This window comes from Roseovarius sp. JB2-10 (assembly GCF_055693585.1).
This window is the reverse complement of the sequence record NZ_CM146337.1, coordinates 2,297,107-2,315,224: the sequence shown is the minus strand read 5'-3', so window position 1 is coordinate 2,315,224 and position 18,118 is coordinate 2,297,107. Positions and strand designations below refer to the sequence as shown.

Below are 18,118 nucleotides of genomic sequence, written 5' to 3'. Positions count from 1 at the left end.
AAAGGTTAACGCTGTGACGTTTCCCACCGCGGGTTGATCCAAGGCTCCGAATTGTCCAGCGGCAAGGGATCACGCGCCAGAACATGATCCGCCATCTTTTCGCCGACCATGATCGACGGGCCGTTCAGATTGCCATTGGTGATCTGCGGGAAAATGCTGCTATCGGCCACACGCAGCCCGTCCACGCCAATGACGCGCCCCTGCGGGTCCACCACCGCGTCGGGATCGTTCGCGGCACCCATCTTGCACGTCCCACAAGGGTGATAGGCGCTTTCGGCATGTTCGCGGATGAAATCATCCAGTTGGTCATCCAATTGCACGTCTGCACCGGGCTGGATTTCGTGTTTGGCGAAGGGTTTGAAAGCGTCCTGCGCGAAAATTTCCCGCGTCAGCCGGATACACTTGCGGAAATCAACCCAATCGCTTTCGTCACTCATGTAGTTGAAGCGGATCACCGGATCCGCCATCGGGTCCGAACTGCGCAGGGTGATCGCCCCGCGCGACTTGCTGCGCATTGGGCCGACATGGGCCTGATAGCCATGTCCCTCGGCCGCCGCCTTGCCGTCATAACGCACGGCAATGGGCAGGAAATGGAACTGCACATCGGGGTAATCCACCCCCTTGTCGGAGCGGATAAATCCGCAACTTTCAAACTGGTTGCTGGCCCCCGGTCCACCAAAACCCATCAGCCAACGCGCACCCACATAGGCCTTACCCGCAAGGTTCCAGTATTTATAGAGGCTGACGGGCTGGCTTGCGGCCATCTGGATGTAAAGCTCCAGGTGGTCCTGCAGGTTGCCCCCCACTCCCGGCCTGTCCGCCACCACGTCGATGCCATGCTCCGTCAGATGCGCGCCGGGACCGATCCCCGAAAGCATTAGGATTTTTGGCGAGTTGATGGCGGATGCCGCGATGATCACCTCCGCCCGCGCCCGGATCACGGATTTCTGCCCTTTGACCGTGGCTTCGACCCCAACGGCGCGGCCGTCTTCCATCACCACGCGGTGCACAAGGCCGCGCAGGATATCGCAATTCTCACGCTTGAGCGCCGGTTTGAGGTAGGCATTGGCCGCTGACCAGCGTTGCCCGTTCTTCACGGTCATTTCAAAGGGGCCAAACCCCTCCTGCTTCTGACCATTGTAATCATCGGTCAGCTCATACCCGGCCTGCCCGCCAGCGGTAACAAAGGCGCGGGTCAGTGGGTTTTCCATCGTACCGCGCGTGATGCTCAAGGGTCCGTTGCTGCCGCGCCATGCCGGATCGCCGCCATGGCCGGCATCGTCCCAGCCCTCCATCCGTTTGAAATAGGGCAGTACATCGGCATAACCCCATCCGTCCGCACCATGATCGCGCCAATGATCGTAATCACGGGCGTGGCCGCGCACATAGACCATGCCATTGATGCTGGACGAGCCGCCGATCACCTTGCCCCGCGGACAGGCCAAACGGCGATTATTGAGATGCGGCTCGGGCTCGCTCTGGAACCCCCAATCATACATCTTCATGTTCATCGGATAGCTGAGCGCACCGGGCATCTGGATGAATGGCCCGATGTCCGAACCACCATGTTCGATCACCAACACGGATTTGCCTGCCTCAGCCAGGCGATAGGCCATGGCGCACCCGGCGCTTCCGGCGCCCACGATTACATAGTCAGCTTCCATGGAACCCCCGGATCAGTTGAGGCGTCGCATTGGCGCGACGGGGTGGGTGGGTGGGCGGCGTGCCAATGCGACGGTCCCGCCGTTGAGGTGTCAGATCAAACCGTGTCACGCAGCACCTCATAGGAAATCATCACCGTCGATTGATAGGCGGGCCTGGCCGTCAAACGTTGGTAATACGCACGCACAGCCGGAAATTCGCGCCGTTCAATCTCAATATCGAAATACCGGTAGAGCACATGCCCGAACTGGATATCCGCAAGGCTCAGGGCATCGCCACAAAGGTAAGACTGTGTCGCCAATCGCGCTTCGGCAATCTCCAACTGACGTTCCAAGTCCTCAACTGCCGTTCCAATTGCGGGTAAGTCCCATCGGGCCTTCGGCGTACGCACAACGCGCCAGAATACTGGCCCGGTAAAGGCTTCGGCCACATCGTGCTTGGCCCATTCCGCCCACATGTCGACCTCGGCGCGCGCCAGTGGATCGCGCGGCCAGAACGCCTCACCGCCATGGACCTCAGTCAGATAGCGCAGTATCGCGGGCGTCTCAAAAAGCGCCTGCTCCCCCACCTTGAGAACCGGTATTTTGCCATGCGGGTTCATCGCGCGGAACTCCGGCGTGTCGAGGCCGCCGTAATTCTCACCGTAGTCCTGCCGTTCGTAGCTCAAACCAAGCTCTTCCAGCCCCCAGAGCAAGGCCTGCACATTTGACGATGTTGCCCGCCCCAGTACCGTCAGCATCATTCGCCCCTCGGGAACCGAGCGTTTTCTTCAACGACGTTAAGGTCCATGTGGTTGCGCATGTAGCGCTCGGAGGCTTTTTGCAGCGGCTGATAATCCCAGGGGTAATAGCCACCCTTTCTGAGCGCCTCATAGACCACCCATCGCCGCGCCTGGCTTTCGCGCACCTGCGCATCAAACGCCTCAAGGTCCCACCGCGCCTCGGCCTTGGCCTGCAATTGCGCCAGGGTGCCCGCATGTGCCGGGTCACCCGCCAGATTGGTCAGCTCATGCGGGTCCGCCTCCATGTCGAAAAGTTGATCCGGATCCAGCGCGCAGCGATTGAACTTCCACTTGCCATAGCGCAGCGACACCAGCGGTGCGTAAGACGCCTCCGCCGCATACTCCATCGCCACCGGCGCATCACGCTCCTGCCCCTGCCCCAGTGGCACAAGGCTCTGGCCTTCGGTCCAGGGTGCGACCTCTTCCATGCTGACACCGGCCAGCTCACACAGTGTCGGGCAGACGTCGATCGTACTGACCGGCGCGTCGATCCGGCCTGGCTCCATGCCCGGCGCCGACACCATCAACGGGACACGGGCCGAGCCGTCATAGAAACACATTTTGAACCAGAGGCCCCGCTCGCCCAGCATGTCACCATGGTCGCTGACAAAGAGGATCACTGCCTCTTGCCGGGTGGTCTCCAGCGCCTCCATCACTTCGCCGATCTTGTCATCGAGGTACGAGATATTGGCGAAATAGGCCCGGCGGGATTTGCGGATGTCCTCTTCGGTGATGTCAAAGGACCGCCAATCATTGGCATCAAAAATCCGCTGCGCGTGGGGGTCGTGATCGGCGTAGTCCATCGCCCGAACCTCTGGCAGCAGATGCTCGCAATCCTCGTAGAGATCCCAGTATTTCTTGCGCGCCACGTAGGGGTCATGCGGATGGGTGAAGCTGACCGTCAGGCACCAGGGCCGGTCATCGTGACCGCGCGCCAGATCATAGACCTTGCGGGTCGCGTTGTAGGCGACCTCATCGTCATATTCCATCTGGTTGGAAATCTCGGCCACGCCCGCGCCGGTGACTGAGCCCATATTGTGATACCACCAGTCAATTCGCTCTCCGGGTTTGCGGTAATCCGGCGTCCAGCCGAAATCGGCGGGGTAGATATCGGTGGTCAGGCGCTCCTCGAACCCGTGCATCTGATCGGGGCCAACAAAATGCATCTTGCCCGAAAGGCACGTCTGATACCCGGCGCGGCGCAGGTGATGGGCATAGGTGGGGATGTCGGCGGCAAATTCGGCCGCATTGTCATAAACCCGGCTGCGCGATGGCAAAAGACCCGACATGAAACTGGCCCGTCCGGGCGCGCAGAGCGGCGACGCGGTATAGGCATTGGCAAAGCGCGTTGACCGGGCCGCCAGTTTTTTCAGATTGGGCGCATGCAACCAATCAGCGGGGCCATCCGGAAAGAGCGTGCCATTCAGCTGATCCACCATAAAAATCATAATGTTAGGCGCGCTCATTCACGTGCTCCTTCGGCCAGGCTGGTGTCGAGGTAATGCAGCAAGACGTCGATCGCCGCCGCCCGCGACATCGGGTCCTCGCGCAGCGCCTGACGGATGTAGAGCCCGTCGATCATGGCCGCCAATCCGCGCGTCAGCATGCGCGCATCCGCACCGGCAATCTGGCGAAACGCATGGTGCAGGTTCGAGCGCAAACGCCGCTGATAAATGTGCAGCAAGCGCCGCGCCTCGTCCGACTTTTGCGCCTGAACGTAGAAGTTCAGCCAGGCTGATACGAATTCAGGGCGAAACTGCGCCGGTGCAAAACTGGCACGGATGATCGCCTCGATCCTGTCACGCGGCGTCTTGGCCATCAGCATCGCGCCCCGTACCTCGGCACCAAAAAGCGTCAGGATGTGGCGCATCGCGGCGGCAAAAATCTGTTCCTTGGAGCCAAAATAATGATGCGCCAGCGCGCTGGACATCCCCGCCCGTTTGGCAATCTGGCTTACGGTGACATCCAGCGTGCCCTGCGCACCGATTTCATGGATCGTGGCCTCGACCAAGGCCGAACGGCGTATCGGTTCCATCCCCACTTTTGGCACTGAAAACCCCCGTTTTTTGAATTGCCAAACCGTCGTATGCGTGTTTAATTGACTCGTCAATCAATAAAAAGTGAGCGCTGTTTGTTCGCCGTCTCTTTGCCGTCATGTTACATTGACCTTGCACATAGTTTGCGCATCGGCCTAAGCTTTGGCCGTTCAATCGACGTGGAACGTGTTAGGGGCTTTACTCCAAATATGACGAAAACAACCGCTTCTGTGACGCAAGTTTCCGCAGACACGCTGCTACGATCGACGAAAGTAACAGAAGGTCTGACCACGCCAATCCGCCGTGGCAGAACCCCAAGAACACCAAACTACCAGGGAGAAAACGTATGACACTTATCAACAATGGCGGCCTGAATCGGCGCCGTTTCCTACAAACTACAGCAGCGACCGCCGTTGCGGCATCTCTGCCGCTCAGCGGCGCACTTGCTGCCCCAAAGCGCGGTGGTCACCTGCGCGTCGGTAAAGGCCACGGCCAGACAACCGACACGCTGAACCCCGGCACATGGGAAAACGGCTTCACCATCGGTATGGCGTTTGCCATCCACGGTCGTTTGACCGAGGTGAAGGCAGATGGCTCGCTCGCGCCGGAACTGGCTGAAAGCTGGGAAGCCACGCCAGACGCCAAGACATGGCGCTTCAAAATCCGCCAGGGTGTGAAATTCCACTCCGGCAAAGACCTGACACCGGAAGACGTCGCCGCCTCGATCAACTTCCACCGGGGCGAAGATTCAACCTCGGCTGCGGGCCCACTGGTGGCTCCGGTTGAAAACATCGGCATCGAAGGCGACACGGTTGTGTTTGAACTCTCCGGCGGCAACGCGGACTTCCCCTTCATCCTCAGCGATTATCACCTGACAATCCATCCGGCCAAAGATGACAGCATTGATTGGGAATCCGGCGATGGCTGCGGCAGCTACATCCTGAAGTCCAAGAACTTCGGCGTATCGGTCACAATGGAGCGCAACCCGAACCATTGGCGTGACGATGTGGGCTTCTTCGACAGCATCGAAATGCTGGCGCTGGTGGACCAGAATGCCCGCACAACCGCGCTGGTTTCCGGCGACGTTGACGTGATCGACCGTCTGGACCTGAAAACAGTGGGTCTGCTGGGCCGCAACGCCAATATCAACATCAACTCGGTGGCAGGCACACAGCACTTCACCTTCGCGATGTCCACAAACCAGGCCCCGTTTGACGACAACAACGTACGTCAGGCACTGAAATACGCCATCAACCGCGAGGAAATGGTTGAGAAGATCCTGTTCGGTTACGGTTCGGTCGGGAACGACGTGCCGGTTGGCCAGGGTCAGCAGTATTTCAACAAGGATCTGGAGCAGAAGACATATGATCCGGACAAGGCCAAGTTCTTCCTGAAGGAAGCCGGTCTGGACAGTCTTGAAGTCAGCCTCTCGGCTGCGGATGCCGCGTTTGCCGGTGCCGTGGACGCGGGCGTTCTGTACCAGAACTCGGCCAAGGCCGCGGGTATCGACCTCAAGGTCGTGCGTGAGCCGAACGATGGCTACTGGTCAGACGTCTGGATGAAGAAACCATTCTCGGCCGTGTACTGGTCGGGTCGTCCGGTTCAGGATCAGATGTTCGCAACCGCCTACTCGTGTGGTGCGGCCTGGAACGACAGCTTCTGGTGCCACGACAAGTTCGAGGCCCTGATGGTCGAAGCCCGCGCCGAACTGGACGCAGCCAAGCGTCAGGCGATGTACTACGAAATGCAGGACATTGTCTCGAACCAGGGTGGTGTGATCATCCCGATGTTTGCAAACTACGTCTTTGCAACATCGAACAAGGTCAAGATCTCCGACAGCCTGGGCTCGAACTGGGATATGGACGGGGAACGTTGGGCGGAGCGCTGGTCGTTCGCCTGATCCTTCCACGATCAGACATAGCAAAAGGGGCCGGATTTCCGGCCCCTTTTTTGTGGATTGTCCCGTTCGGTGCCTGGGCCTAGTGCAGTTGGATATTGACGTCCGGTGTGGGGCCAACAGGGCGCTGCGCCATGACAGCCATGCGTTTGAGCGCAACACCCACATCCTGCGCCAATTCCACCAGCGTGATCGCAACATCCGGACGCACCATGTTGGTGGCGATCAAGAACGCGTCCTCCCGTTCGCCCTCGCTGGCATAGCCGATGAAATTGGCAAAGCAGGATTCGTCCGCCCCAACACAAGAGCAGCCAACGCTGTGTCGCATCATCGGACGGCGGGCATGGTGGGTGCAGAGACGGCAAAGCGTTTCAAACGATTTCAACGCCTTGCGCCCCTGCACCGGGCCAAGCGCTGTGGCAAAGTCATTCCAGACCTGCGCCTGCGCTTCGGCGCCATTACTCCATAGGCGCATATAGAGGATGGCACCCGCCTCCACCGGTCCAAGATCACCCACATGGCCCACCGGGGCTCCGCCCCGAAACGGCGTTGGCGTGCTCATTTGGTCAAAATCAACTTGCCCGCACGGGTGATGCGCAGGGTGTAGAGCTGGTCATTCAATTGGATATGCGCCACCCCCTCATTCTGGGTCAGGTCCATCGCATCATAGACAGGAACAGAATGTTCAAGCCGTTTTGTACTTTGTTCGATCACACTCACCACCATATCCCCTTCCATTCGTCTTTCTCGATTGCGTCAAGGCAGTGCTCGAGGTTGAAAAACGACAAGCTGCCGGTTTCGAAGGCCGAACAGATCAAATCTATTCGGCTGCTGTTGAAGGCACGTGTGCTGATTGGGTCTGGGGCTTGGTTTTGCATGAGCCACTCCAGTTCCAGGGATATTGAAATGCTGGCTTGTCCGGTCGTAACAGGATGGCTTGATTTATTGTTGAGTGATTAAGTCAGGTTTGTCAAGAACTCTATTGTTAACTTGACGGAACTCGCACGTTCGCGCCTTCCAAACGCAAACGGTACGGAGGTTTCCCCCCGCACCGCTCTCTTTGCATGGCCACGCGATCACGCGCGTGGTCGATGTGGCTTCAGTCTCCGCTGGCGATGAACCCGCCCGATTGCCGCGCCCAAAGGTCCGCGTAGATGCCATCCTGCTTCAACAAGTCGGACGGTGCGCCATCCTGCACCACGTGGCCTTCATCCAGAACCACGATCCGATCCATCTGCGAAATCGTCGACAAACGGTGCGCAATCGCAATCACGGTCTTGCCCTGCATGATGCCATAAAGGGCCTTCTGGATTTCGGCTTCGACCTCGCTGTCCAAGGCGGATGTCGCCTCGTCCAACACCAAAATGGGCGCGTCCTTCAAAACAACCCGGCTGATTGCGATGCGCTGCCGCTGACCACCGGACAGCTTCACGCCGCGCTCACCGACCTGCGCGGCATAGCCGACACGTCCTTCCGGATCACACAGATCCTGAATGAAATCGTGTGCTTCGGCCCGTTTTGCCGCCGCGATCATCTGGTCCTCCGTAGCCTCCGGCTTGCCATAAAGAATGTTGGCACGCACCGAACGGTGCAACAGGGAGCTGTCTTGCGTAACCATCCCGATTTCGCGGCGCAGGCTGTCTTGGGTGACCTCCGCGATGGATTGACCATCAATCAGGATACGGCCCTGTTCCGCATCACGAAAGCGCAGCAACAGATTGACAAGACTTGATTTTCCGGCTCCGGAACGCCCCACCAGACCCACCCGTTGCCCGGCAGGAATGGTCAGATCGACATGGCTTAACCCACCCTTGTCCTTGCCATAGTGGTGGCTCAGATCCTCGAACTTGATCTCACCACGGGTCACAACCAAAGGTGCCGCATCCGGGGCATCCAGAACGACTTGCGGTTTGGCGATCGACCGCAGGCTTTCGCGTATGGTGCCCGCGTTTTCAAAAAGCTGAATGGTTACCCAGACAATCCATCCGCTCATGCCATTGAGCCGGATTGTGAGTGCAGACGCCGCTGCAACTTGCCCAAGGGTGACACCCCCTGTGCTCCACAGCCAGATCGCGGGCGCCACAACGCCGACCATCAGCAAGCCATTGATCAGGTTCAGGCCAAACTCCATTTCGGTCATCAGTCGCATGAACCGCTGGAACCGCAAACGCAGACGCCGCATGGCCGACAGGGCATAGGCCTCTTCACGGTCGCCATGGGAGAAAAGCTTGACCGTCTCGATATTGGCATAGGCATCTACCACGCGGCCGGTCACCAGCGATCGGGCGTCCGACCATTTTTCGGACGCCTTCGCCACGCGGAGCGCGATTTTGCGTACAAAGAGCACGTAGACCACCAGCCAGAGCGCCACCGGAATGGCCAGCCGGATATCGACATCACCAAGGATCAGGATAGCGCCGACGATGTATGTCAGCGAAAACCAGATGCCTTCCAGCGCCAGATAAGCACTGTCTTCGACCGCCGGACCCACCTGCATTACGCGGTTGGCCAACCGACCGGCAAAGTCGTTCTGGAAGAACCCGGAGGATTGCCCCAACAAATGCGTATGGGCGCGCCATCTGGCCTGTTCCTGAAGGTTCGACGCCATGGCCTGCCCCAAGAGCAGATGGTTCAGCGCAAAGAGACAGGGCCGGAGCAGCAGGATAAAGAGCGCTGCGGCGATGACTTCCACTTTGTGGGTGGCCCAGAATTGGCCGGGTCCGGCCTCGGACATGAGATCAATCAGACGGCCCGCGTAGAAGATCAGCCAGATTTCCATGAACGCGACAACAAGGCCGACGATGAAAATACTGGGCAACCACTTCTTGAACGGGCGCATTTGCGACCGAAGGTAGGCCCCAAGGGCCAGCGGCGGCGTTCCACGGGGAACGGGTGCGAATGGATCAACGATATTCTCGAATTTTCGAAACATGATGCCCTCCAACGGGCGCAGGTAAATGACGATGTGAGTTTGGGGTAGCGCAAGCCACCCTTTCAGGACCGGCTTGTCAGCTCTGGCGCGGGATCCTGATCATTCTCATCGACATCTCTCCTTCATGAGTCGCAGCAGACATACCAAACAATTTGCGAAATGTCAGGCCCCTGAATTTGGACATGCAAACTGTTGCCGCTTTGCCCATGTGCCCGTGCCGATTTCAGTTGGTGTCATCGCCGGTGTCGGTGGACGTATCAGGACCGGTTCGTGCCTGCTGCAACTTCTGCAGGCTTTTGTGCCGCGCGGTACAGCTTTGGCATTCGTAAGCTTGATCAGCGCTTGGTTCATTAGTGTTTAGCGTTTCCGCATCAGGCGTCGGGTCGAGCGCCGTATCAGACACCTCCTGCGCCCAAGCCACCGATGACCACAGGACAAAAGACAGCATCAGACCGGCATGGCGCATTTCAGGCCACCCGCGCAACCCAGACCGCCGGGTCGGTTGCCAGATATTTTTGCAATGGGGCTGTGCTGGTCAGCGGGTCGCGCGCCTCTGCCGCCAAAAACGCAAGCGCCGCGTTCTCATGTTCGGTCAGGAAAGACAGGCGCGCGCGATCTGCGGCCGGGGCCATTGCCTCAAGCTTCTCGAAGGACACGAGGTAGCCGGGATAAGACGCCCTCATCCCTCCAATAAGTGCCGCCCAATCCGGTTTGGTCGCCTTCGCCTCGGCCTTCCCCAATGCGCGCAGTTCTGCACGTGGGCGCGATTGCAGCCCGTATTTCGCCAAAAGCGGCTCGACACTTTGGGCCGCATGCCGTTCGACATCGGCCAGAAGGCGCAGCTTTTCTTTGTGTTCAGGTGCATCAAACGCCTCGGCCATGACTTCGAAATAGGCCTCGCCCTCGACCTCTTCTTCATAGTAGAGAAGCAACGTTTCAAGATAAATTTTATCTGCAGGCATCTGCGTTCCTCACTTCCACTGGGCCGGTGCCGCGTCGTCCAGCCCCACATCGATGCGGTCGTGGCGCAGCGGCACATCGTGATCAATCTCCGCATCCAGCTCTTGCGCGTAGCGATGTCCGGCATAGACCGCAGCCGCGATAATAGCCGGCGCGTCGCAATCCCCGACCCGGGTCAGCGTGAAGGGCAAATCAGCAGGTTCTGCATTCCCGCGCAGCGCATGGTAAAGCGCATCGTTTGGCCGTCGGCCGCTGACCATCACGATGTTTTCGACCGGCAACGATTTCACCGCACCGCTATACGCACATTCCAATTTGGCCTGCGCGCCATCAAAGCCCGTCAAAATCTGGGCGGTTTCAATCTGAACGCCCTGCCGCATCATGTGCGAGCGGACACGCCAACGTTCCGATGTCTTGCCCGCCCAGGACGACACGCTGTCGGAAGGCGTGCAGTAGGTCACGGCCTGCCCGGCGGCACGCACCACCTCGGCCATCACGCTGCCCATGTAGTAGCCGTCTCCGTCATAGATCAGCGTCGGACCGTCCGGGAGGTGACCGGCCATGATGTCATCCGGCGTAAAGACATGCGTGGACGCATCGCCGGTGGCCACGGGGGCAAATACCTCACCGTTGAAGATCTCCGCGCGCCAATGCGCACCCGTTGCAAGTGCCACGTGATCCGCGCCGACGGCGATGACATCTTGCGCACTCATGTTGCTTTCGCGGAACACCTCGACATTGGGCATCTCGCTCAACTGCTGCACCCGGTAGTCACGCACACGGATGTATTCGCTCATGCCCGGTAGGCTTGCCTCTTTTGTGACGCGCCCGCCCAGATCCCGCGTGGCCTCGGCGAGCATGACGTCATACCCGCGCGCGCCCAAGGCCCGTGCTGCTTCCAGACCCGTGGGCCCTGCCCCCACGATCAATACGCGTGCATTTGATGCCTTTGGCGTGATCCCTTCGGGATGCCACCCGCGGCGCCATTCTTCGCCCATTGTCGGGTTTTGCGTGCACCGTATTGGCACCCCGATACTGTCGCCCGAATAGCAAACGTTGCAGCCAATGCATTCGCGGATCGAGGAAATCGCGCCCTTTTCGATCTTTTTGGGCAGGAACGGATCCGCGATCGACGGGCGTGCCGCGCCGATAAAATCCGTGATCCCGCGTTTGACCTGACTGACCATCGTGTCCGGTGATGTAAAACGCCCGACGGTCACAACCGGTTTGGACGTGACTGATTTCACCCATGCCATATAGGGCTCCAACGCGCCTTCCTTGACGAAGCGTGATACGCCCATTTCCAACGAGTAATCTGCGATGTTGATGTCCCAGAGATCCGGCAGATCGGCGAGCATTTCCAGCATATCGCGCCGCTCGCCGGGGATCGGATGCCCATCTTCGCCAATCTCTTCATCGGCCGAAAACCGGACCGCAACCGCGCACCGATCGCCGACCGCGTCCTTGGTTTCTTCGATCAGTTCGCGCACCAGCCGGACGCGGTTTTCAAGGCTGCCGCCATATTCATCGGTACGCGCATTGATCCGCGGATTGAGGAAGTTCGAGAGCAGATAGCCATGTGTGGCATAGACATAGACCACGTCGAACCCGGCCTCGCGGGCGCGCAGGGCCCCGCGCCGATGCCAATGCCGCAGCGTGCGAATATCGCTTTTGTCCATGGCCCGGGTCTGAAATGGGTGACCCGCCAGATTTGGCATGCTGGAGATGTCCATTGACGGTAATCTTGTAAGCAGATTTGCCGACCGCGCCCCACCATACCACAGCTCTGCCCCGGCCAGCGCGCCATGCGCGTGCACCGCGTCGGTCATCAGGCTGTGTGCGCGCACATCGCTGTCATCCCACAGCGACGCCGATGGATGGGGCAGATCATCGGAGGTTGGGTGAATGGAGTTGTATTCCGTGCAGACCACGCCCCACCCGCCCTCGGCTTTAACGCCCCGCATCGCGGCCAGCGTCCGGGGCCTGATATGGCCCATCCCGGTACAATGCGGTACCTGATAGAACCGGTTTTTGGCGGTCACGGGGCCAATCTTTACCGGCTCAAACAGGATATCGTAGCGAGGGTCGCGGGTCATGGCCTGTCTCCTTGGGGCCTATTCGGCGGCCAGATTTGGTAGTTCACGACGGAACGGCACAACATCGGGATCGTTGCGCGCCTCCCCCAACTCGCGGGCATAGCGATGGCCCGCATAAACCGCCGCCGCGATCGTGCCGGGTGCCAGGCAATCGCCAATTCGGGTAATGCTTTTGGGGCCACCGTCGCCTGTCTCCGGATGCGCCACCAGATCGTGATACAATTGATCTACCGGCCGCCGCATGGTGACGGGCAGGAACGTTCCACAGGCAATTTTGCGCGTCCTGTCGGTGTAGACGCAGGCCAGCGTTACGTTATCGACGCCGATATGGGTCACCGTGTGCAGCGGAATGATCTCCACGTCCATCTCAATCAGACGGGTCTGAATGCGTGCCTGTTCCAACGTATTATGCGTCCAGTGCGAGACATCTGCGGCTGGCGTCACAAACGTCACCGCATGCCCCTCTGCGCGCAACAGTTCCGCCATGAGCCCGCCCATGTAAAAGTGATCATCGTCAAAGATCACCACGGGTCCATTGATCGCCGGGCCGGACCCGAGCGCATCCGGCACGATGATACGTGCGCCGTTGTCGCGCGGAATTGGTTTGTGATGCGCCCGGCCAATGCCTGTGTCACACCAGGTTGCTCCGGTCGCGATCACCACGTGATCCGCCTCGAATTCTAGCACTTGTTCTGCGCTCAACCGGCTGTCCAGATAGGTGGCCACATTTGCCATCTGGCTGATCTGGTAGGCGCGGTAATCGGCAACGCGTTTCCATTCGGTCAATCCGGGCAAGCGGCTATCGGACACCACCCGCCCTCCGAGCACATCTGACCCCTCGGCCAGTGTCACCGCATAGCCGCGCTCACCCAGCGCCCGCGCCGCTTCTAGGCCTGAAGGACCGGCCCCCACGATCAACACGCTTTCATCCGCATGTTTCTGGGCAATCCGTTCCGGATGCCAGCCGCGCCGCCATTCCTCACCCACGGTTGGGTTTTGCGTGCAGCGCATCGGCACAGACGTGAAATCCGCCGACACACAGATATTGCAGCCGATGCATTCGCGAATGTCTTCCACGCGCCCTTCCTCGATCTTCTTGGGCAGGAAGGGATCAGCAATCGAAGGCCGCGCGGCGCCTATCAAATCGAGCGCACCTGATTTGATCAGCTTGACCATCGTATCGGGCGACGTGTAGCGGCCCACACCCACCACGGGCTTGTTGGTCACGGTCTTGACGAAGGACACATAGCTATCCTGAAAACCTTCACCGGCAAAACGCGAAGTCATGCTGTCATTGTCCCAGTCACTGACATTCACGTCCCAAAGGTCCGGGATATCGGCCAACATTTCGACGACATCGCGGCCTTCTCCCTTAGAGGTCAGTCCGTCATTCCCCATCAATTCATCAACGCTAAACCGGACGGCAACGGCGCAGGTATCCCCCACCGCCTCTTTGGTGTCGGTCAGGATTTCGCGAAAAAGACGGGCGCGATTTTCTAGACTGCCGCCATATTCATCGCCGCGGTCATTCCAGCGGCGCGAGAGAAAATGCGAGATCACGCTCAAATCATGGCCTGCGTAGACATAGATCACGTCAAATCCGGCCCGACGCGCCCGCTTGGCCGCCTCGACATACCAGTGGCGGACCTGACGTATGTCCGCCATATCCATCACCCGTGACTGGATCGGGTCCATGTAGTTGACCGGGCGCGCACTCGGGGCCATCGGGATTTCGCGGCTGAACCGGTTGGCCGTGTGCAGGCCGTCATAACAAGGCTCTATCCCTGCAAGGCTGCCATGTTCGTGGATCTTGTCGGTCATCTTTTTCATGATGGGAATGTCGCTGTCGTCCCACAGACGACCTTCGATGATCGGGGTCAGTTCGGAAGAGTGGTGAATTTCGACCTGTTCGGTGCACACCACGCCCCAGCCGCCTTCGGCTTTGACTCCCCGCATTTCTGCCATGGACGACGGATACGCATGCCCCATGCCATTGCAATGCGGCACCTGATAGAACCGGTTGCGCGTGGTGACAGGCCCGATCTTAACAGGCTCGAACAGGATATCGTAGCGCGGGTCGCGGACCATCTTGGGTACTCCGGTCGTGAGACGGCACAGGCATGCCCGGCCCGTCCTGCCTCCATCAGGCAAACGTTAAAATTCAGGCATCTCGAAATGCTGCGGGAACACGGTGGCCAAAAACCCGTGCACATGGGCGCGTGCGGAATCGCGTGAATAGCTGTCGGGATAGGTCAGAATATCCAACCACAACCCGTCATAAAGCGCCTCGAGCACATTCGCGATCTGGCGCGGCGACATGCCTTTGTACCCGCCCTCACACACGATCTCTTCGCAGAGCGCGATACAGATGTCGAAGCGTTCCTCATCGATGTCTTCGATCAATTTGCGATAGACCCGACGCCGACCGGCCTCGCCATAAAAGGCAAACCAAACGGCCAGTTTCTTGCGGGTGCAGATTTTGCGATGGAAATGCGCATCTACAATCGCCTGCAGCTTGGTCGTGGCACTCAACCCGGCATCTTCATAGGCTTTCAACCATTGATCGTGATGTTCGCGCGCCAAAAACACCAGCGTCTCTTCAAAAAGCTTTTTCTTGCTCTCGAAATGGAAATTCACAATGCCGATCGACAGGCCCGCGATCTCGGTCACAGTTTGCATCGTTGTGCCGCCAATCCCGTGCTTGGCGATGGAATTGATGGTGGCATCAATCAGTTGACCACGACGCACTTCCTTGGACGCGGTGCGCCGCTGTGTTTTGGGGCCGGATTTTTCGCTTCTGATCGTTTTGTTCATATTGCTATCCAACATGGCGTTGCGGCGGGTGGTGGGTGGCTATTCCCGGTCCAAAATCACAATGGCATCGGCGGACCAAGAGAGCCAAACCGGGGCGCCATTTTGACCGTTGTTTGCGCCACGTCCCATCCCCAGATTTGGGGAGGAAACAGCGACCGGTTCATCGCGCCCTTCGATGGTGACATAATGATGGCTGCGCTCACCCAGATAGGCCGATGTACTCAACGTGGCGGCCACGTTTAATCCGGTTTCAGGTTTGTCGGGAGACAAGGTGAATTTCTCCGGTCGCAACGCCACCTGCACCGGGGTCTGATCCGGTTTGACAAGGTGCTCAATCGGCATCGGAATTGTGCCTAATCCCTGAACTTCGACCGATCCCATCGCCGAACCGTTGCGATGCACCGTTGCATCAAAGAAGTTCATGTTGCCGATAAAGCTGGCAACCTCGCGTGACTTGGGCCGCTCATAAAGGCCCTCGGGCGTATCCACCTGAAGGACCTTGCCGCCGGACATCACTGCAATCCGGTCAGACAAGGTCAGTGCTTCCTCCTGATCGTGGGTGACGAACACAAAGGTGATGCCCACCTGGCGCTGCAACGCGCGCAATTCGAGCTGCATCTGATCGCGCAACTGTTTGTCGAGCGCGCCCAGAGGTTCATCCAGCAAAAGCACTTTGGGTTTTAGGATCAGGGCCCGCGCCAATGCAATCCGCTGGCGTTGACCGCCTGACAATTCGGTGGCCTTGCGATCCCCAAACCCGGGCAGCTTTATCAACTCCAGCATTTCGTCCACGAGGTCCGCCCGCTGCGCCTTGGACAGTTTTTGTTTGCGCAGCCCGTAGGCGATGTTGTCGCGGACGTTGAGATGGGGAAAAATCGCATAGCTCTGGAAAACCATGTTCACCGGTCGGTGGTGCGGAGGAACATCGGACATGGGTTGATCATCGATAAAAATCTCACCGTCTGAGGTGGATTCGAAACCCGCCAACATGCGCAGCAACGTTGTTTTGCCGCACCCCGAAGCGCCCAGAAGGGAAAAGAACTCGCCCTTGGCAATATCCATCGAAATGTCGTCGATGGCCTGGAACGACCCGAAATACTTGTTCACGTTTTGGATGGATATGAACGCATCTGCATTGGTCATGTGTCGTCACCGGTTATAGGTCATCGTCCAGCCCCACGCGCCCAATCCGTTGGGCGATGAAGACAAGTGCGAATGAAATGAAAAGGATCAGCGAAGAGAGTGCCAAGACAGACGGGAATTCCTGCGGAAACCGCAATTGACCCCAGATATACATCGGCAGGGTTGGGTCAGTGCCGGTCAGAAAAAACGCCATGATGAACTCGTCAAACGAGATCGTGAATGTCAAAAGCAGGCTGGCCACCACGCCCGGCAAGACCATCGGAAAGGTGACGCGCCAGAAGGTCCACCAGCCGTTTTCGCCGAGATCTGCAGAGGCTTCTTCCATCGACGGATCAAACCCTTCAAAACGCGGCAACAGCGTGGCGACGGCAAATGGCAGACACACGATCAAATGCCCCAATGTGACGGTGTAGAGCGAAAGCGGGATACCCAGACGGCTCATCAGCACCAACAAGGCCACGCCGAAAATAATCCCCGGGATGACCAGAGGCATCATGATGAAGGTTACGAGTGCGCTTTTTCCGGGCATCCGGTAACGGGTAATGGCGCGGGCGGCGATCACTCCCAACAGGGTCGAGATCAGCGCAACCACGATGCCCACTTTGATGCTGTTGAAAAGCGCATGCCACACCGGTTCGCGGAGCCACAGCTCGCCGTACCATTTGAGGGTAAAACCAGTGAGCGGAAACCGCACGTAGAGCGAGTCGTTGAAGCTGAACATCGGAATGAACAGCACAGGCACGTAGAGCACGATCAGGAAGATCACCGCATAAATCTGCAGCGGCCTGTTGGGGCGTTTGATATATGTACCACTCATGCGATCTTGTCCTGTGCTTTGCGGGTCAGGAAAAGGAACACCAGCGCAATGGCCGATATCCAGAGCATCAGAACGATCGACAGGGTCGCACCCATAGGCCAGTTGTTCACTGCCCCGAACTGAAGCTGGATGAAGTTACCGATCATCGCCCCGTCGGGCCCGCCCAGAAGCGCGGGCGTGATGTAGTCACCGGTCGTCGGGATAAAGATCAGGAATGACGCGGCAATCACGCCCGGCATCGACAAAGGCAAGGTGATGCGCAGGAACCGTTTGAACGGCCCATCCCCCAGATCAGTTGCGGCCTCAAGCAGGGATTTGTCGATTTTCTCCAGAGACACATAGAGCGGCAAAATCGCAAAGGCTGCCCAGGCATGGGCCAGCGTGATGATCACCGCCGTCTGGCTGTAGAGCAGAAATTCCAACGGGGCTTCGATCAATCCAAGCGTCATCATGCCCGAGTTGATCACCCCTTCGTAGCCCAAGATCACCTTCCATGCGAAGACCCGCAGCAGGTAGCTGGTCCAGAACGGCAGCGTCATCAGGATGATCCACATCATCTTGTTGCGGTGCACATGGAACGCGACGAAGTAGGCCATCGGGTAACACAGCACCACTGTCGCCACGGTCGCCACGCCAGATATCCAGAAAGACCGGGACAACAGCGCGCCGAAAATCGGCTCGGACCACGCCCGCTGATAATTCGTGAGCGTCATTGTGGTATCGAACCCAAAGCCCTCGCGGGTCCAGAAGCTCATGACCAGCAGGATGGTGGTCGGGATAATAATGCCGATGGTCATGATCAGCACGGTGGGCGACATCAACAGATACCCGCGCAGGGTTTCGTTTCGATGCAGCAGCGCGCCCAGTCTGGAACTGGGTCGACTGGCAGGGTCGGCTTTCGCCTGAGGGATGGAAGTATCAGCCATGTGTCAGGAACGCTCGCTCGCAAGAAAATGGCCCGCCAGCATCGCACTGGCGGG

Annotated in this window: 17 protein-coding genes; 1 reads left to right on the top strand and 16 read right to left on the bottom strand. The window is 58.7% G+C overall.

The window, feature by feature from the left end; genetic code table 11:
- Positions 1-5: 5 nt before the first annotated feature.
- The 4 genes from betA to betI all read right to left on the bottom strand — a co-directional run bounded on the left by betA (position 6) and on the right by betI (position 4,478).
- Positions 6-1,664 carry a choline dehydrogenase gene (betA, locus tag ACZ1HJ_RS11605; protein ID WP_472718824.1) on the bottom strand — a complete coding sequence of 553 codons (1,659 nt, stop codon included), beginning with the start codon at positions 1,662-1,664 and terminating at the stop codon, positions 6-8.
- A gap of 95 nt (positions 1,665-1,759) precedes the next feature.
- Positions 1,760-2,404, bottom strand: coding sequence for a glutathione S-transferase family protein (locus tag ACZ1HJ_RS11600; protein WP_472718823.1), 645 nt, complete (start codon positions 2,402-2,404; stop codon positions 1,760-1,762).
- Positions 2,401-3,909 (bottom strand): choline-sulfatase, encoded by a 1,509-nt coding sequence (betC, locus tag ACZ1HJ_RS11595; RefSeq protein WP_472718822.1) that lies wholly within the window; start codon positions 3,907-3,909, stop codon positions 2,401-2,403. Before betC ends, ACZ1HJ_RS11600 begins: the two co-directional genes overlap by 4 nt.
- Positions 3,906-4,478 (bottom strand): choline-binding transcriptional repressor BetI, encoded by a 573-nt coding sequence (betI, locus tag ACZ1HJ_RS11590; RefSeq protein ID WP_472718821.1) that lies wholly within the window; start codon positions 4,476-4,478, stop codon positions 3,906-3,908. Before betI ends, betC begins: the two co-directional genes overlap by 4 nt.
- Before the next feature lie 347 nt (positions 4,479-4,825).
- Between betI and ACZ1HJ_RS11585 the strand changes: the two genes are divergently transcribed.
- Positions 4,826-6,379: an ABC transporter substrate-binding protein gene (locus ACZ1HJ_RS11585; RefSeq protein WP_472718820.1), complete on the top strand. Its 1,554-nt coding sequence runs from the start codon at positions 4,826-4,828 to the stop codon at positions 6,377-6,379.
- A gap of 79 nt (positions 6,380-6,458) precedes the next feature.
- Here the strand turns inward: ACZ1HJ_RS11585 and ACZ1HJ_RS11580 are convergent, their stop codons facing one another.
- The 12 genes from ACZ1HJ_RS11580 to ACZ1HJ_RS11525 form a co-directional block, all read right to left on the bottom strand.
- Positions 6,459-6,938 (bottom strand): hypothetical protein, encoded by a 480-nt coding sequence (locus ACZ1HJ_RS11580; RefSeq protein ID WP_472718819.1) that lies wholly within the window; start codon positions 6,936-6,938, stop codon positions 6,459-6,461.
- A complete protein-coding gene (hemP, locus tag ACZ1HJ_RS11575) occupies positions 6,935-7,102 on the bottom strand; it encodes a hemin uptake protein HemP (RefSeq protein WP_472722200.1) in 168 nt (55 codons plus the stop codon). The genes ACZ1HJ_RS11580 and hemP overlap by 4 nt, the downstream gene beginning before the upstream one ends.
- On the bottom strand, positions 7,093-7,254 hold the full coding sequence (locus ACZ1HJ_RS11570) for a hypothetical protein (protein ID WP_472718818.1): 162 nt from the start codon (positions 7,252-7,254) through the stop codon (positions 7,093-7,095). Before ACZ1HJ_RS11570 ends, hemP begins: the two co-directional genes overlap by 10 nt.
- A gap of 221 nt (positions 7,255-7,475) precedes the next feature.
- On the bottom strand, positions 7,476-9,308 hold the full coding sequence (locus tag ACZ1HJ_RS11565; protein ID WP_472718817.1) for an ABC transporter ATP-binding protein: 1,833 nt from the start codon (positions 9,306-9,308) through the stop codon (positions 7,476-7,478).
- A 223-nt stretch (positions 9,309-9,531) separates the two neighbouring features.
- Entirely contained in the window at positions 9,532-9,774 is a 243-nt protein-coding gene (locus ACZ1HJ_RS11560) for a hypothetical protein (RefSeq protein ID WP_472718816.1), read from the bottom strand.
- Between the two features lies 1 nt (position 9,775).
- Positions 9,776-10,270: a hypothetical protein gene (locus ACZ1HJ_RS11555; RefSeq protein WP_472718815.1), complete on the bottom strand. Its 495-nt coding sequence runs from the start codon at positions 10,268-10,270 to the stop codon at positions 9,776-9,778.
- Positions 10,271-10,279: 9 nt separating this feature from the next.
- The gene (locus ACZ1HJ_RS11550; protein ID WP_472718814.1) at positions 10,280-12,364 is read right to left on the bottom strand and encodes an oxidoreductase; all 2,085 of its coding nucleotides are present in this window, start codon (positions 12,362-12,364) and stop codon (positions 10,280-10,282) included.
- 18 nt (positions 12,365-12,382) lie between these two features.
- The gene (locus ACZ1HJ_RS11545) at positions 12,383-14,452 is read right to left on the bottom strand and encodes an oxidoreductase (protein WP_472718813.1); all 2,070 of its coding nucleotides are present in this window, start codon (positions 14,450-14,452) and stop codon (positions 12,383-12,385) included.
- Positions 14,453-14,518: 66 nt separating this feature from the next.
- On the bottom strand, positions 14,519-15,178 hold the full coding sequence (locus tag ACZ1HJ_RS11540; protein ID WP_472718812.1) for a TetR family transcriptional regulator C-terminal domain-containing protein: 660 nt from the start codon (positions 15,176-15,178) through the stop codon (positions 14,519-14,521).
- Positions 15,179-15,217: 39 nt separating this feature from the next.
- Positions 15,218-16,321, bottom strand: coding sequence for an ABC transporter ATP-binding protein (locus ACZ1HJ_RS11535; RefSeq protein WP_472718811.1), 1,104 nt, complete (start codon positions 16,319-16,321; stop codon positions 15,218-15,220).
- 13 nt (positions 16,322-16,334) lie between these two features.
- A complete protein-coding gene (locus ACZ1HJ_RS11530; RefSeq protein ID WP_472718810.1) occupies positions 16,335-17,138 on the bottom strand; it encodes an ABC transporter permease in 804 nt (267 codons plus the stop codon).
- Complete coding sequence (locus tag ACZ1HJ_RS11525; RefSeq protein WP_472718809.1) at positions 17,135-18,064, bottom strand: ABC transporter permease; 930 nt, start codon at positions 18,062-18,064, stop codon at positions 17,135-17,137. The genes ACZ1HJ_RS11530 and ACZ1HJ_RS11525 overlap by 4 nt, the downstream gene beginning before the upstream one ends.
- Positions 18,065-18,118: the final 54 nt, after the last annotated feature.

Coding starts and splice junctions, on each gene's coding strand:
- betA (WP_472718824.1), bottom strand. CDS start 1,664: ATGGAAGCTGACTATGTAATCGTGGGCGCCGGAAGCGCCGGGTGCGCC.
- ACZ1HJ_RS11600 (WP_472718823.1), bottom strand. CDS start 2,404: ATGATGCTGACGGTACTGGGGCGGGCAACATCGTCAAATGTGCAGGCC.
- betC (WP_472718822.1), bottom strand. CDS start 3,909: ATGAGCGCGCCTAACATTATGATTTTTATGGTGGATCAGCTGAATGGC.
- betI (WP_472718821.1), bottom strand. CDS start 4,478: ATGGAACCGATACGCCGTTCGGCCTTGGTCGAGGCCACGATCCATGAA.
- ACZ1HJ_RS11585 (WP_472718820.1), top strand. CDS start 4,826: ATGACACTTATCAACAATGGCGGCCTGAATCGGCGCCGTTTCCTACAA.
- ACZ1HJ_RS11580 (WP_472718819.1), bottom strand. CDS start 6,938: ATGAGCACGCCAACGCCGTTTCGGGGCGGAGCCCCGGTGGGCCATGTG.
- hemP (WP_472722200.1), bottom strand. CDS start 7,102: ATGGTGGTGAGTGTGATCGAACAAAGTACAAAACGGCTTGAACATTCT.
- ACZ1HJ_RS11570 (WP_472718818.1), bottom strand. CDS start 7,254: ATGCAAAACCAAGCCCCAGACCCAATCAGCACACGTGCCTTCAACAGC.
- ACZ1HJ_RS11565 (WP_472718817.1), bottom strand. CDS start 9,308: ATGTTTCGAAAATTCGAGAATATCGTTGATCCATTCGCACCCGTTCCC.
- ACZ1HJ_RS11560 (WP_472718816.1), bottom strand. CDS start 9,774: ATGCGCCATGCCGGTCTGATGCTGTCTTTTGTCCTGTGGTCATCGGTG.
- ACZ1HJ_RS11555 (WP_472718815.1), bottom strand. CDS start 10,270: ATGCCTGCAGATAAAATTTATCTTGAAACGTTGCTTCTCTACTATGAA.
- ACZ1HJ_RS11550 (WP_472718814.1), bottom strand. CDS start 12,364: ATGACCCGCGACCCTCGCTACGATATCCTGTTTGAGCCGGTAAAGATT.
- ACZ1HJ_RS11545 (WP_472718813.1), bottom strand. CDS start 14,452: ATGGTCCGCGACCCGCGCTACGATATCCTGTTCGAGCCTGTTAAGATC.
- ACZ1HJ_RS11540 (WP_472718812.1), bottom strand. CDS start 15,178: ATGAACAAAACGATCAGAAGCGAAAAATCCGGCCCCAAAACACAGCGG.
- ACZ1HJ_RS11535 (WP_472718811.1), bottom strand. CDS start 16,321: ATGACCAATGCAGATGCGTTCATATCCATCCAAAACGTGAACAAGTAT.
- ACZ1HJ_RS11530 (WP_472718810.1), bottom strand. CDS start 17,138: ATGAGTGGTACATATATCAAACGCCCCAACAGGCCGCTGCAGATTTAT.
- ACZ1HJ_RS11525 (WP_472718809.1), bottom strand. CDS start 18,064: ATGGCTGATACTTCCATCCCTCAGGCGAAAGCCGACCCTGCCAGTCGA.